The sequence below is a fragment of the Gilvimarinus gilvus genome, from assembly GCF_030518155.1.
Taxonomy (GTDB): domain Bacteria; phylum Pseudomonadota; class Gammaproteobacteria; order Pseudomonadales; family Cellvibrionaceae; genus Gilvimarinus; species Gilvimarinus gilvus.
In genome coordinates, this window is sequence record NZ_JAULRU010000207.1 from 1 (window position 1) to 362 (window position 362).

Annotated in this window: 1 protein-coding gene; it reads right to left on the reverse strand. The window is 25.1% G+C overall.

Going from position 1 to position 362, the window contains the following annotated elements; genetic code table 11:
* The coding region (locus tag QWI17_RS01660) for a DNA repair protein RecN (protein WP_302720750.1) at nucleotides 1-362 on the reverse strand (362 nt) is incomplete at both ends.

The following is a 362-nucleotide window of genomic DNA, read 5'->3' on the forward strand; positions in this document are numbered from 1 at the left end:
AAGATATTTTTTCGGATAATTTCGATAGAAGAAATTCTATTTTTTCTAATTTTAATTACTTGTTTTTCAAGTTTTTCTGAAATTGAATTCAATTCTTTATTTAAGTGAATAATTAAATCACTCAAATTATCAAAACCAGAAGTTTGACTTTCTAATTCGTCACGTTTTGCAATTAATTCTTCAACAGAAATCACATTATGTTTACGCAATAATTTATGAATCAAATCGTAACGATCTGTAATTTCTTGTAATCTTTCAGGATTAATTTCAGTCGAATCTATCAAACTACTCATTTCACCAGAAATATCTTGCAATTCTATTTTAGAAGAAATTAATCGTTCGTAAATAGAATTGTATTGCGA